We start from the raw sequence: 12,769 nt of genomic DNA, 5'->3' as shown, positions 1-12,769 counted from the left end.
AAGGCAAGATAGTGCCTGAATAAATTTGGAAAAATAGCGATGAGTACTCATAAAATCCAATGGCATTACCGTTTTTCAATTATTAATCAAATCGCAATATTAATGTTACTTTTCACCCTATTGGGTGTTGTGGGTATGGCGGTTTCTAACCATATTATTTTAAGTGTGCAAGGTAATGCCCATGCGATTAATAAATCAGGCTCTTTGCGTATGCAGAGCTATCGCTTGTTATCTGCTTTACCCCTAGATGAACAACATCGTTATTATCTTCACGAATTAGAAACCGACTTAGACAGTAGTGAATTACTTCAAGTCTTAAGCAATGAATCGCTACAATCACAATATGCTCAATTAAATACTTACTGGAAAGATACCTTAAAACCAACATTGCTCTATGCAAAACAACGTGATGATGCAAAAGAAGAAGTTATCTTTTTTGTTTCTCAACTCGATAAGTTAGTGTTAAGTATAGACCAGCTAACAGAGCAAAAAATAAGGATGGTGGCTTATACCCAGCTAATTTTTACTGCGCTCACTCTGTTATTACTGTTTGGCTCTGTTTGGCATTTTCGCCGTCGTTTATTACATCCTTGGCAACAATTAATGGCGATGGCGAATTCGATTGGTCATGGTGATTTTTCAGCACGTTTTCATCAGCGCGCACACCATGATGAAATTGCCACATTGGGTATCGCACTCAATACCATGTCAGAAGAGCTTTCTACGCTGTATAGTGAATTAGAAAAAAGAGTGGTCGAAAAAACGCACGACTTACAACAGAAAAATAAAGTGCTCTCTTACCTCTATCATTCAAGCCAGCAGTTACACTCCCCCGCACCGCTGTGTGCTCGATTAAGACAGATATTATTTGAGCTTCAACAAATTATTCCTAATGCGTATTTGCAGATACGCTTATATGAAGATAATCATCACACACTGTTTAATGAAATTAGTTTAGCGCCTCAATCACGCCCGCATCATTGCCCTGATCAGCAATGTGAACGTTGTGAAGATAATACGCCAATAGCAACTTTGCTAAATAGTGAGTTATTACATTGGGAATTAGCCGATCAAATCCATCGTTATGGCTTGTTTGTTATGCAGTTACCTGAAAATACGGTTTTAACGGATGAACAAAATAACTTAATGCTATTACTGACAAAACAAATTTCAGCCATGCTGGCAATGGAACAACAAAACGAGCAACAGCAACAGCTTCTATTAATGGATGAGCGTTCGGCAATTGCTCGCGAATTACATGACTCTATTGCCCAATCACTTTCCTGTTTAAAAATGCAAGTCAGCTATTTGCAAATGCAGTCAGAAACCTTACCCGATAATTGCCAAAAACTACTCAAAGAGATGCGTGAAGAGCTTAATGTGGCTTATCGCCAATTAAGAGAACTGTTAACCACGTTTCGCTTAAAACTGACTGAACCAGGATTACTTGCTGCGTTAGAAAGTACATTAACTGAATTTAATCAACGCCTTGGTTTTGCTATTAATTTTGACTATCAATTACCTGCAAAATGCGTAAATTCGCATCAAGGCATTCATGTGGTTCAAATTGTGCGTAAAGCGTTAAATAATATTTTACAACATGCCAATGCCAACTGGGCGGAAGTCTCTTTATCACTTGATAATGGCATGGTTGAGCTAAAAATTAATGATAATGGTGAAGGAATTAGCCCTAACCCTGAAAAATTAAATCATTATGGTCTTATTATTATGCGTGAACGCGCAAATAGCCTAAATGGTTCTTATACTATAAAAGTACGCGAACAGGGCGGTACTCAAGTGTTTGTTAAATTTCCATTAATAACTACTCATAAAGACCCTGTCTAAATTGGAGCAAGTCGTAATGAATAATATGGGATCCTCCACAGAAAAAGCGACAATTTTACTCATTGATGATCACCCGATGCTACGCAATGGTGTAAAACAACTTTTAAGTCTTGATACAACACTAACTGTCGTTGGGGAAGCGGGAGATGGTATTCAAGGTGTGAAACTAGCTGAAGAGTTAGATCCTGACTTAATCTTACTCGATCTGAATATGCCAGGAATGAATGGTTTTGAAACACTTGATCAACTGCGATTAAAGTCGTTATCAGGTCGGATCGTCGTGTTTAGTGTATCAAACTACAGTGATGATTTAGTCACCGCCTTAAAACGTGGTGCTGATGGTTATCTTTTAAAAGATATGGAGCCGGAAGAATTACTTGCGGCTCTTAAACAAGCTGCCGCAGGGAAAATGGTCGTCAGCCCTACGTTAACCCCTATTTTGGCCGAGTCATTACGTGAAGATCGTTCTGAAGGTGAGCGAGATATTGAACAACTCACCCCGCGTGAACGCGATATTTTAAAGCTGATCGCGCAAGGGCTATCAAATAAAATGATCGCACGTAAGCTTGATATCACTGAAAGTACGGTCAAAGTACACGTCAAACATCTACTGAAAAAAATGAAGCTAAAATCTCGTGTTGAAGTTGCCGTTTGGGTTCATCAACAACGTGTAGATTAATCAAAATTAGGTACGATGGGCTGGTGAGTATTCATCAGCTCAACTAACTCTTTTGCCCCTTTTTGTAACGACTCCCCTTTTAGCCACATAGCATGAATAGGTAATCGCAACTCATTTTTGGTATTTTTAAACTGAAGCTGCTTGAGCTTACCTTTTTGTAATTGGGTATAAATCAGTGAATACGGTAAATTACCCCAGCCCATTCCCGCTTCAACCATACCTAATGCCATTTGAAAACTATCAGTTTGCCAATAATTCGTTGCCACTAAAGAGCGTACATCACGTAATTCCTGAGTATGACTAGCAATAATGATTTGGCGAACATTCACTAAATCTTCAATAAATACACCTGCGGGGTGAGCAAGAGCTATATGGCTGGCTGATATTGTTGCAACAAGTGATTCAGAACCTAAATATTGAAATTGCTCATCACCATTAACATACATTCCACCATAAACTAAGCAGAGCTGTATTTTACGCGCATGTAGCATTTCAATTATGTCATCTTGTGCAGCTGTTATCACATTCACATTAAGTAACGGATAACGTTGCGTTAATTCAGATAACGCAGGTAATAAATAATCAGGATTAATATCAGCCGCAACACCAATATTTAAGACACTTTCGAGATCCATCGAAAGCTCTTGTGCATGCACTTGTAATAATTTTAATTGCTCTGCAATCATTCGGGCATGGGGTTCAAGTGCTTTGGCTTTTTCTGTGGGCTGTGGCTCTCGTGATGAACGCTCAAAAAGTGCATAACCTAATTCAGCTTCCATATTCGCAATTGCCATACTGACTGCTGATGGAACGCGTTTTAATGAACGTGCAGCCGCAGAGAAAGATCCCTTATCCATCACGGCTAAAAATATCGCAATATGTTCACTTGAGAACTGCATGTTCACTCCTGATGTTTCAGTCAAATTGATACTAGCTAACTTTTTCTATCATTCTTACTGATTTATCTTACGATGCTTAACGACACAGATCCACAGAAAAAGAGAGCACAATGCAAGGTATCAAACGAAAAATTGTCTACGTGACAGCTTATGAAATTTTTGGCTGGGTTATTTCATCAGTCGGGCTTGCACTTTTGGCTGATAGCTCAACAGCAGTAACTGGCCCATTAGCGCTTGTGATCACAACAATCGCGGTGAGTTGGAATTTTATTTATAACTGTCTATTTGAATTTTGGGAGAGTCGGCAGGTTTCAAGAATTCGAACATTTAGACGTCGCCTAGTACATGCGATTGGGTTTCAGCTAACACTGGTGCTCTATTTAATTCCGTTAATAGCAGGGTGGCTTAATGTTTCGTTATGGCAAGCGTTAATGATGGACTTTGCACTGATCATCATCATCCCTTGTTATACCTTCGTTTATAACTGGGTATTTGACAAAGTGTTTGGCTTACCAAAATCTGCATTACCTGAAAATGCGCCCGTTGCCTAAGCGACAAATTAAGTAAAGAGAGTGATCCCAATAACGGATCACTCTTTAACAGGATAGATATCTTCTAACGCAAATTGTTCAATACCACCCTCTAACTCGCAACGACCTAAACCAATATTTTTGTCATCAGCTGTCGTTCTTCTTAGTAATTTACCTGTCACTTGGGAAAGCGTTGGATCAATTTCAATCACACGGTAATACTCTTTCATATAACTCTCTTCACCCAGCGCCATATAAACTAAAAACTCATCACCTGTTTTAATGTTCATCTCGTTTTTACTTACTCTTAATAGTTAATCTAATGATGATAGAATAAGTTTAGTCTAACTAAAGGTAATAAGAGAAAGATTGACTCACTCGATATTACATTAAGTTAATTTATTAATTTCCAACTCATCATAATGATGCTGATCAGAATAAAAGACAGTGTTAAATATTGGAAAAAACGCTCTGATAAATACACAAGTAAATAGCGTGCTAATGGAATAGAGAGTAATGAGCCTAAGCAAAGAATAAGTGCCGTGTGAACATCGGTATAACCACCAGCACTATAAGCGATAGCTGATCCACCAGAAAGGATCGTGGTAATAAAAATAGAAGTGCCGATTGCCTCTTTAATCCCCATTTGTGCAAAACGCATTAACACAGGCAACACCACTAATCCCCCTCCTACGCCAGTTGCACCAAGTACAAACCCAGCACTTACTCCCGGCACAAATAAGGAAGAAAAAGTAACAGAAGAAGGTGCCGATAAAGGGCTCAAAGGAGCTGAAAGTGATGATTTTCTTATCATTCGCTGTAAAAATAAGATCAGCGAAAATACAATAGCCACAATCATTAAGATATTAATTGCAGATTCAACACGAGCATAATATTGAGGTTGTGATCCCAACCATGTCACGCCATAACTCGCTAAAAATGTCGCAGGAAACATGATCCCCAAAATCAATAGTGCAGGTTTTAATGGAATATTGCCTAAACGAAAATGGATATAAGAAGATGAGAGTTTCATTAGCATAGAAAGTAAATTTGCTGTCGCAACTGCCGCTAGTGCATTCATACCAAAAAGATAAATAAGAACTGGCAATAAAATAACACCACCGCCAACACCCGTTGTTGTAATAACTAACCCTATCGTAGCGCCAATAAGCAGTTGTGTTACAAGCAACATCTTATTTCCTTTTTGCTCAAAATTTCACAAGCTTCGATTATAGGCAAAATAACTTATAACCAAAAGGAATTAGATATAACAAATAGGAATATAAATTTCATTGTTATAAAAAAGCTCCTTAATATGAGGTTTATTCATATTAAAGAGCTAACTTTGAAAAAAGATATTTTATTGATTAATCAGTTAGTTAATTTCAGCCAAAATGGTTTCTGCTGAAAAATAATCACCTGTTTTCGCTTTTTGCAGTAACACACCATTACGAGAAGCCACAACCTGAACTTCCATTTTCATGGCTTCCATAATAGCAATGACATCGCCTTCTTTGACTTTGTCGCCATCAGATAAAACCCAGCTATGTAATACACCAGAAATAGGTGCAGTGACGGCTTTTTCATTCTCTTCTTTCTCATGGCTCGCACCGATTGCTGTCGGTATTACCGCAGAGAGAGAAAGTAATTGAGCAGGTAAAGCTAATTCGTGACGACGACCATCAATTTCAATAAAAGTACGTACTAGCTCTTCATTTTTTGCCTGTGTGCTACGAGGGAAATGGGTATTTTTTGCCTGAAAATCAGTTTCAATCCAACGGGTATGCACTTTAAAGTTTTCAGTAAAATCAGTATGCCCCATCATTTCACAATGGAAAGGCAATACACTTGCCACGCCTTCAATTTTAAATTCAGCTAATGCTCGACGAGCACGAGAAATAGCTTGTTCACGCGTTGCCCCAGTGACGATTAATTTCGCCATCATGGAATCAAATTGACGTGAAACCTGATTATTTTCAGCAACACCACTATCTACACGAATACCTGGACCTGAAGGCTGAGAGAAATGCGTAATTAAACCCGGTGTTGGCAAAAAGCCTTTGGCTGGATCTTCTGCATTGATCCTAAATTCAAAAGAGTGACCGCGTGGAACGGGGGTTTTATCAATACTTAGTGGTAAACCTTCCGCAATACGTAATTGCTCAATCACTAAATCAATACCTGCGGTTTCTTCGGTAACTGGGTGCTCAACTTGTAAACGCGTATTTACTTCAAGAAAAGAGATAGTCCCATTAGCACTTAATAAAAATTCAACTGTACCTGCGCCCACATAGCCCGCTTTAGCGCAAATATCTTTAGCTGATTGGTGAATACGTTCACGTTGTTCATCTGTTAAGTAAGGTGCTGGTGCTTCTTCAATTAACTTCTGATTACGACGTTGTAATGAACAGTCTCGCGTTCCTACAACCACAACGTTACCCAGTTTATCTGCAATAATTTGCGCTTCGATATGGCGAGGTTTATCTAAGAATTGTTCGACATAACATTCACCACGTCCAAAAGCTGTTACAGCTTCTCGTACTGCTGAATGATAAAGCTCTTCAATCTCTTCCATTTTATGGGCGATTTTTAAACCTCGACCTCCACCACCAAAAGCAGCTTTAATGGCAACGGGTAGACCATATTGTTTAGCAAAATCTAGAACCTCTTTGGCATCATTAACAGGATCAGCCGTACCATTTACAAGAGGAGCACCAACAGATTGTGCAATTTTGCGAGCTTTCACTTTGTCGCCAAGTACTTCTATCGTTTCTGGGTTAGGGCCGATCCAAATAAATCCCGCGTCTTGTACCGCTTTTGCAAAGTCAGCTCGTTCAGAAAGAAAACCGTAACCGGGATGGATCATCGTGGCATTGGCTTTATGGGCAATATCAATAATTTTATTAATATCTAGATAGCTCTCTTTCGGCAAATTACCATTGAGCCCATAAGCTTCATCAGCAAGACGAACGTGCAGTGCATCAATATCATCATTGGCATAAATAGCGATGGAAGTCGCGCCATAGTCCTGACAAGCTCGAATAATACGAACAGCGATTTCGCCTCTGTTGGCAATCAGTACTCTATGCTTCACTCGTTGTTTTTGGTTAATTGTTGTCATGAGTGGCATTCTCCTATCAATATTCTTGAAATTCGGTAATTGGATTAAAACGAATTTTAGCGTTAACAGGGATCTGCCCTGCGAGTGGTAAGTGATATTCAGCAACAGCGCCGATAACAGGGTATCCTCCTGTTAAAGGGTGATCGTTAAGGAACAAAACAGGTTGCCCATTAATCGGAACTTGAATTGCACCAATGCAAGTGCCTTCGCTCGATAGCTCTTGTTGTTTCTCTCGTGCCAGAGGTATTTCGCCCAACAGACGTAACCCAATACGATTAGACTGTGGTGTCACTTGCCATAATTGAGACGTTAACGTCTTTATCGCATCCGTTGTAAACCAGTCTGTACGAGGGCCTAGAACAACATCCAGCGTAACGATATCGCCTTGTTTTGGCAGTGTTGATGTAGGTTGTTCCTCAGCAATAATCCCATTTAGCGTACTTTCGTGATTAAGATGAAGCACGTCACCTTCTTGTAAAGCATTAGGACCAATTTGCGCTAAAGTATCAAACGCATGGCTGCCTAAAACCGCTGGTAATTCAAAACCACCTCTAACGGCTAGATAACTACGTACACCCGCTTTTGGCATACCTAAAATAATTTCATCACCACAACGAACATCTATAGGCTGATAACCTGATAAATATTCGCCCTCACCCGATTCATGTTTTAATAAAATAGAACAATCTGCACCGGTTAATGCAATCACACAGTCTTGTCGTGCTTTAAGCGTCAATCCACCTTGCGTTATTTCAAGCGCCACAAATGAGATAGGATTACCCACTAGACGATTAGCTGCATGTAAGGCTGGCTTATCGAGTGCACCTGAAGCAGATACGCCCATTGATGCCGCACCAATACGCCCTTCATCTTGAAATAAAGTTTGTAGCCCCGCTGAAATGACATATAACCCTTTATCATTTAACGAGAGCTGGGAAGCTACTGCTGATTTTTTCTCAGGTAATGAAACTGTTACTGGGGATTTTTGGGCATCAACAAAATGCACTTCATTACCTGGTAATAAAAAGGCAGGTTGTTCACGAGAAAGATCCCACATTTTTATTTCTGTGGTGCCAATTAATTGCCAACCACCTGGGCTTTGTTGTGGATAAACACCACTAAACTCACCGGCTAATCCGACAGATCCAGCAGGAATTCGTGTGCGAGGTGTTTTACGGCGAGGCACATAGAGCTGCGTTTCATCGGCAATCAAATAAGCAAAACCTGGGGCGAAACCAGTGAATGCAACCTGATAGGTTTGTTCTGTGTGCCTGCGGATCACCTCATTGGTAGCGATCCCTAATAATTCAGCGACCTCATTAAGATCTTCACCTTGATAATGAACAGGGATCGTTAATGATTGTGTTTGACGAGCTGATATCGCTTTGACTTCTAATTGTCGAAGCTGACACACAAGTTCTTCAGCCGTGATTAGCCACGGCGTATAGTGAATTAAGAGTGTTTTTGCCGCGGGTACAATATCTTGAATAGCAGCAATATTCGCTTGTTTGACAGATTCATACAATGCGAGCGTCTCTTTCAAAGAAGAAAGCTCAACTAATAAGTGAGATAAATTAACGGGTAAAAAGCGCAAAGTATCTTCCTCCTTTATACGTGATAAGCCGCATCAGGCACATCCGTAATAAACATATGTCCCGGAGAATGACTTAAGGCGAAAGGTACACCTGAACGCATAACTGCCGCTTGTGGAGTTACACCGCAAGCCCAAAATACAGGGATTTCACCTTGTTCAATTCTTACTGGAGAACCAAAATCGGGTGACATAATGTCTTTAATACCCAGCGCTTCTGGTGAACCGATATGAACCGGAGCACCATGTACAGAAGGAAATCGACCACTGATCATTACAGCATCAGCAACTCGGTCAGCAGGAATAGGACGCATCGAAACCACTAACTCGCCTTCTAATCGCCCAGCAGGGCGACATAAGCGATTCGTTTTATACATCGGAACATTGCTGTTATCTGTGATATGGCGGATTTCAATGCCCGCTTCTAACATTGGCGTTTCAAATGTGAAACTACAGCCAATAAGGAAAGTGACTAGATCCGGATGCTGTGCCCAAATCTCAGTGGCATCCGTAATTTCATCAACTAATTTGCCATCTTCCCAAACACAGTAACGGGGAATATCAGTGCGTAGATCAGCGTCTTTTGCTAAAACAGTGCGATAACTTCCTGATTCACACACATCTAAAATAGGGCAACTTTTTGGATTACGTTGAGCATAAAGCAGAAAATCAAATGCCCAATCACGCGGCAAACTAATCATATTAGCTTGTGTCATTCCTTTTGCCATACCCGCTGTTGGAATATCCAAACCATTGCGAATGGCAAGTCGAGCTTCTTGTGCTTTTGTGATTGCCTCAGGTGTTGCCTTCATTAAATAAGTCATTTTTACACCTCATTGTTCAGTGAAGAAGGGGCAAAAGGCTTAATGCTAACACCATGATTAATTAAAATTTCTTTTACACTTTTGGCAAGAGCTACAGCATCTGGGCTATCACCATGAACACAAATAGAATCAGCCTGTATCGTGGTAAAAATACCTTCTATAGATTCAATTCCACCTTCTTGCACAAGGCGTAACATGCGTTGTGCAACAAGTTTGGGATCATGTAAAACGGCACCCTCTTTTTTGCGAGAAACTAATGTGCCATCAGAATGATAAGCTCTATCTGCAAAGGCTTCAGCAATCACTCGAAGCCCCTTTTCCTTTGCAAGTTCAATAAGGGGTGATCCGGCTAAAGCAACTAATATAAGTTGTGGATCGATGGAGAGGATCGCATCAATAACAGCAAGTGCTTGACGTTTATCATGAGCAATAGTGTTATAAAGCGCGCCATGAGGCTTAACATAAGTCACACTCATTCCAACCGCTTTAGCTAATCCTTGTAATGCACCTATTTGATAAATCACATCTGCGGTTAATTCATCACTGGCGATATCCATATTACGGCGACCAAAACCCACTAAATCAGGATAAGCGACGTGTGCCCCTATCGCGACATTGTGTTGTTTCGCTGCTTTTAATGTTTTTAAAATTCCATCTGGTGAACCTGCATGAAAGCCACAAGCAATATTTGCACTACTGACAATTCCAAGCACTGCATCATCATTGCCCATTGTCCATTGACCGAAGCTTTCACCTAAATCACTGTTTAAATCGACTGCTTTTATCATCGTTATTATTCTCTTAAGCAATGTTGAGGTAGTTGAAAATAGCACCCACGGACATAATGCCCATATACCAAGTCAGCGCACAGACAAAAATACCTGACCACAGTAGCCATGCAGGATATTTATAACCATTCATGAGATCTTGGCGGCGCCATGCAACAAAAATGAAAAGTGTCATACCAATAGGTAAAATGAGTCCATTAAAACCACCGGCAAAGACTAATAATGCAGCCGGTGCAGTTCCCATTACCATATAAATGGCGAGTGAAATAGCGATGAAAATAATGGTTGCGATATTACGTTGACGCTCAGTAACACCTTCTTTAAATACAGTAATAAATGACATTGAGGTATAAGCAGCACCAATCACACTCGTTAATGCAGCAGCCCATAAAATAAGACCAAAGATGCGTAATCCAGTTAAACCCGCTGCATGTTGAAATGCTTGAGAAGCTGGATTTGCTGCATGGCTAGAAATATCTAATGTTACGCCACTGGCAACCACACCTAAAATGGCAAGGAACAGGATATAGCGCATTAATCCAACGACTAAAATTCCCTTGGTTGCAGCGCTTGATACCGCATCAATGTTCTCAATCCCCGTTGTTCCTTTATCAAGGAGACGGTGAGCCCCCGCATAACAGATATAACCGCCTACGGTCCCACCAACAATTGTAGTGATCGTAGCGAAGTTAATTGCATCAGGTAAAACAGTTTGTCTTAATGCTTCACCTACTGGAGGATTAGACGCAATCATGACAAAAACCGTCAGTAAGATCATAACGATACCAAGAACAATGATCATACGATCAATAAAGTTACTGGCTTTGCGTGATGAGAAAATATAGATCGCAAGTAAAGCACTTAAGATCCCGCCCCATTTAGGATCAAGACCAACCATTGCATTAAGCCCTAAGCCAGCACCTGCAATGTTACCCACGTTAAATACTAAGCCGCCAAAAATAACTAATACAGCAAGTAAGTAGCCACTGCCAGGTATTGCTTTGTTAGCAATATCTGAAGCTCGCATGTTGGTAACCGTGATCACTCGCCAGATACTTTGCTGAACAACATAGTCGATGATGATTGATGCCAAAATACCAAACGCAAATGCGGCTCCCATAGTGGCAGTAAAGGTTGCAGTTTGAGTAATAAAACCTGGCCCAATTGCTGACGTTGCCATTAAAAAAATGGCAGCTATCAGAGAAGAACGTCTATTTTTTATAAACGTATTTGATGTTGTATTTGCAGTGTCTTGTGTAGCCATGAGCTACCCCCTTTATCATCATTATTTTAATTATTATTACTAAGGCAATTAGCGTGCCATTGTTGAGCATGAATACGTAATTGTTAATCACCTGATATTAGATTGTTGAACAATTAATAATAATAGATGAATAAATAAGCAAATAGATTTAAATATGGGATGATAAAAGTGCAAACAAGATCGCATTTTTAACATTTTATTGACAATTATGACTCGTTAATTAGTCATGAATATGCACTTAAATGAGGCATAAAAAGATCAAATGCACAAAAATAGTGCGCTAATATAGAAGGAAAAATATGTTTAATCACTAAAATATCGTAAGGAAAAATTAATTTTTTTGATGGAAATAAATAGAAAGTTATATTCGATACAGTGAGAAGTACGACAGAGTGGCATAATAGAGGTTATATATTACAAAACACACTGATAGAATAGACGCTTCTATTAAGCTAATAGCAGAAGATAATGCAGAAAAAAACATCTCCACAAATTCTTTCTCAAAAAGTTGCAAATATTATTCGGCAAAAAATCACTATTGGAGAATTACCTCCTGGCGAAAGATTGTCAGAAACTGCATTAAGTGAAACGCTAGAAATATCGCGTAATACTTTAAGAGAGGTTTTCCGCGTTCTTACCCAAGAAGGGCTTTTGACTTATAAACCTAATCGTGGTGTTTTTGTTTCTGTACCAGATATGGCAAGTATCATGGATATTTATCGTGTAAGACGATTAATTGAATGTGATGCTCTACGACATTCTTATCCCATGCATCCCGCTATTGTTAGAATGCAAGATAGTGTTAATCAAGCAAAAATTTTTCAAGAACAACAAGATTGGAACGGTGTAGGAACCTGCAATATGCACTTTCATACCGCGATTGTTGAGCTTTCAGATAGCCCTAGACTGTTTAAACAATACCAACTTATTCTAGCTGAATTACGTTTAGCATTTGGCTTACTCAATGATCCTCAATTACTACACGCACCTTATATTGAAAAAAATGAACAGATTTTAATGCTGTTGATGGATGGAAAAGCACAAGAAGCCGCAACAACAATGGAAGACTATTTAGAAATTTCAGAAAGAACAGTACTCGCTGCATTTTCTCGTCATAACTTTTGTTAAAAGATCATAAAAAATGCCCTAATTTAGGGCATTTTTATATTCAGAATTTAGAATAATATTTAAAATTCACTGATTTTTGATCTTTTTAAAAACCCCAAAT

12 protein-coding genes are annotated in these 12,769 nt (G+C 39.4%); 4 read left to right on the top strand and 8 right to left on the bottom strand.

Annotation, left to right across the window (positions count from 1 at the left end):
• The first annotated feature begins 39 nt into the window (after window positions 1-39).
• Together narX and narL are read left to right on the top strand one after the other, a co-directional pair.
• Window positions 40-1,845, top strand: a complete 1,806-nt coding sequence (narX, locus tag JEP36_RS15855) for a nitrate/nitrite two-component system sensor histidine kinase NarX (RefSeq protein WP_198630457.1) — start codon at window positions 40-42, stop codon at window positions 1,843-1,845.
• Between the two features lie 25 nt (window positions 1,846-1,870).
• The gene (narL, locus tag JEP36_RS15850) at window positions 1,871-2,524 is read left to right on the top strand and encodes a two-component system response regulator NarL (protein ID WP_109374313.1); all 654 of its coding nucleotides are present in this window, start codon (window positions 1,871-1,873) and stop codon (window positions 2,522-2,524) included.
• On the opposite strand, the gene JEP36_RS15845 is transcribed toward narL, so the two are convergent.
• The gene (locus tag JEP36_RS15845) at window positions 2,521-3,423 is read right to left on the bottom strand and encodes a LysR family transcriptional regulator (protein ID WP_198619233.1); all 903 of its coding nucleotides are present in this window, start codon (window positions 3,421-3,423) and stop codon (window positions 2,521-2,523) included. The genes narL and JEP36_RS15845 overlap by 4 nt on opposite strands.
• Window positions 3,424-3,533: 110 nt before the next feature.
• On the opposite strand from JEP36_RS15845, the gene JEP36_RS15840 reads away from it, so the two are divergent.
• On the top strand, window positions 3,534-3,974 hold the full coding sequence (locus JEP36_RS15840) for a PACE efflux transporter (RefSeq protein WP_198630456.1): 441 nt from the start codon (window positions 3,534-3,536) through the stop codon (window positions 3,972-3,974).
• Window positions 3,975-4,012: 38 nt separating this feature from the next.
• Here JEP36_RS15840 and JEP36_RS15835 read toward each other — a convergent pair whose 3' ends face one another.
• The 7 genes from JEP36_RS15835 to JEP36_RS15805 form a co-directional block, all read right to left on the bottom strand.
• The gene (locus JEP36_RS15835; RefSeq protein ID WP_100159878.1) at window positions 4,013-4,243 is read right to left on the bottom strand and encodes a hypothetical protein; all 231 of its coding nucleotides are present in this window, start codon (window positions 4,241-4,243) and stop codon (window positions 4,013-4,015) included.
• A gap of 104 nt (window positions 4,244-4,347) precedes the next feature.
• Window positions 4,348-5,145, bottom strand: a complete 798-nt coding sequence (locus JEP36_RS15830) for a sulfite exporter TauE/SafE family protein (RefSeq protein WP_160229933.1) — start codon at window positions 5,143-5,145, stop codon at window positions 4,348-4,350.
• 183 nt (window positions 5,146-5,328) lie between these two features.
• Window positions 5,329-7,074 carry an acetyl/propionyl/methylcrotonyl-CoA carboxylase subunit alpha gene (locus tag JEP36_RS15825; RefSeq protein ID WP_198630455.1) on the bottom strand — a complete coding sequence of 582 codons (1,746 nt, stop codon included), beginning with the start codon at window positions 7,072-7,074 and terminating at the stop codon, window positions 5,329-5,331.
• A gap of 16 nt (window positions 7,075-7,090) precedes the next feature.
• Window positions 7,091-8,668 carry an urea amidolyase family protein gene (locus tag JEP36_RS15820; RefSeq protein WP_198630454.1) on the bottom strand — a complete coding sequence of 526 codons (1,578 nt, stop codon included), beginning with the start codon at window positions 8,666-8,668 and terminating at the stop codon, window positions 7,091-7,093.
• Window positions 8,669-8,682: 14 nt separating this feature from the next.
• A complete protein-coding gene (locus JEP36_RS15815; RefSeq protein ID WP_198619230.1) occupies window positions 8,683-9,489 on the bottom strand; it encodes a putative hydro-lyase in 807 nt (268 codons plus the stop codon).
• Between the two features lie 2 nt (window positions 9,490-9,491).
• Window positions 9,492-10,277: a LamB/YcsF family protein gene (locus tag JEP36_RS15810; protein WP_198630453.1), complete on the bottom strand. Its 786-nt coding sequence runs from the start codon at window positions 10,275-10,277 to the stop codon at window positions 9,492-9,494.
• A 13-nt stretch (window positions 10,278-10,290) separates the two neighbouring features.
• The gene (locus JEP36_RS15805; RefSeq protein WP_160229930.1) at window positions 10,291-11,541 is read right to left on the bottom strand and encodes an NRAMP family divalent metal transporter; all 1,251 of its coding nucleotides are present in this window, start codon (window positions 11,539-11,541) and stop codon (window positions 10,291-10,293) included.
• A gap of 468 nt (window positions 11,542-12,009) precedes the next feature.
• On the opposite strand from JEP36_RS15805, the gene JEP36_RS15800 reads away from it, so the two are divergent.
• The gene (locus JEP36_RS15800; RefSeq protein ID WP_198630452.1) at window positions 12,010-12,669 is read left to right on the top strand and encodes a GntR family transcriptional regulator; all 660 of its coding nucleotides are present in this window, start codon (window positions 12,010-12,012) and stop codon (window positions 12,667-12,669) included.
• Window positions 12,670-12,769: the final 100 nt, after the last annotated feature.

Source organism: Proteus sp. PR00208, assembly GCF_016238545.1.
GTDB lineage: Bacteria > Pseudomonadota > Gammaproteobacteria > Enterobacterales > Enterobacteriaceae > Proteus.
Note: the sequence above shows the minus strand (reverse complement) of the source record. Positions and strands in the feature narration are given on the sequence as shown.